General features: G+C 50.7%; 1 protein-coding gene. It reads left to right on the top strand.

The genetic code is table 11. The features are described from left to right. Window positions 1–84 precede the first annotated feature (84 nt). Window positions 85–1,264: hypothetical protein (locus QT222_RS00970; protein ID WP_491476008.1), on the top strand; the 1,180-nt coding region annotated here is incomplete at its 3' end.

Below are 1,264 nucleotides of genomic sequence, written 5' to 3'. Positions count from 1 at the left end.
GATCGACGCCGATTACGTGTGCTTAGTGGTGGACAACTGGACACCTACGGAACTATTTAATCGTCCTGCTGTGACAAGACTATTATGCCAGATGATTTCCTCGGAAGTATAGAATTCTCTGAGGAATCGGGAGACCGTACACCGGAAGAATTCATCGACCTAACGCACGACCCTGATATCCTCTACTACTACATTCTGGACGCGAAGGAGAAACTGAACTCGGGGATCGAGATAGACGCTGACGGGAAGGAAGATGAGGTGCTGGTTCACGCCACGGTAGAGATTTTCCAGTCGGTGATCCAGTATGTGGAGGCATTCAGTATCTACTATCTGGCGTACATCAAGGGTCGGGAGGATCTGATAGAATATCTAATTTCCACACAGCCGAAGGAGGTCAAGACCTTCTATGAGAAGTTGCGGCATGATAGGGAAGAGGAGTATCTCGACGAGTACGATATTGACTCCGATTATCGAGACCTGATGGAAACGCTGTTCGGCTACCGCTTCATGAGTGAAGAGGCCGATGAAGAGGATCTTGAACAGATAGACCTCGAAGAGTCTTCGTTTGGTTCGATTGAGGAGCTTATCGAATTCTCGGCAGAGACACTCGACGACCGTATTCGGACCGTCGGTGAATTCTATCTGGATTTCGGCAATGCCTACAACGCAGTCAAACACGGGAACCGGGCAATCCCACAGACAGATGGCGAATTCCACATCTCCTCTGATGACGGCGAAGTCGTGGAACTGGGTGTTGATATGGAGTTCGTGCAGTTCCTCTGTAGGCACGAGGGGGATGCCTACATCACCGCTATTCCGATTGACCACCTCCTCGAACACTCACTGAACATCGCTGATACCGTTCACGATCTATTCACATACCTCCGAAAGATCGCCCAAGCAGCAATAGACGACGAGCGCGAGTTCAGTGTCCCTCTCTTTGAACCTACAGAGAGCTCTAGTGAGTCGGGACGGCAGTGGACGAAAGTGTGGAACCAGCACAGCGTCATCATCCTCCCCGTAACGGATGAGATTGCAGAACTTATGGCCGAGTCCGAGGTGAGTCGGACTCTCGCCTGTCGTCTACATGCAGAAGGGAACGAGATGGTAATCGAGACGGAGAACGACGAGGATATTACTGACGACTATCCCATTCTTGCGACAATCTCTCAGCAAGGGATTGTAGGACTCACTCCTCGTCCTCGTGTGAATCTGGAGGTGAATATCAATCTCACTGACCTCGATGTCCAACACTACCTCGACC

The organism is Haloferax sp. s1 (assembly GCF_058382125.1).
This window is presented reverse-complemented; position numbering and strand designations above follow the sequence as displayed.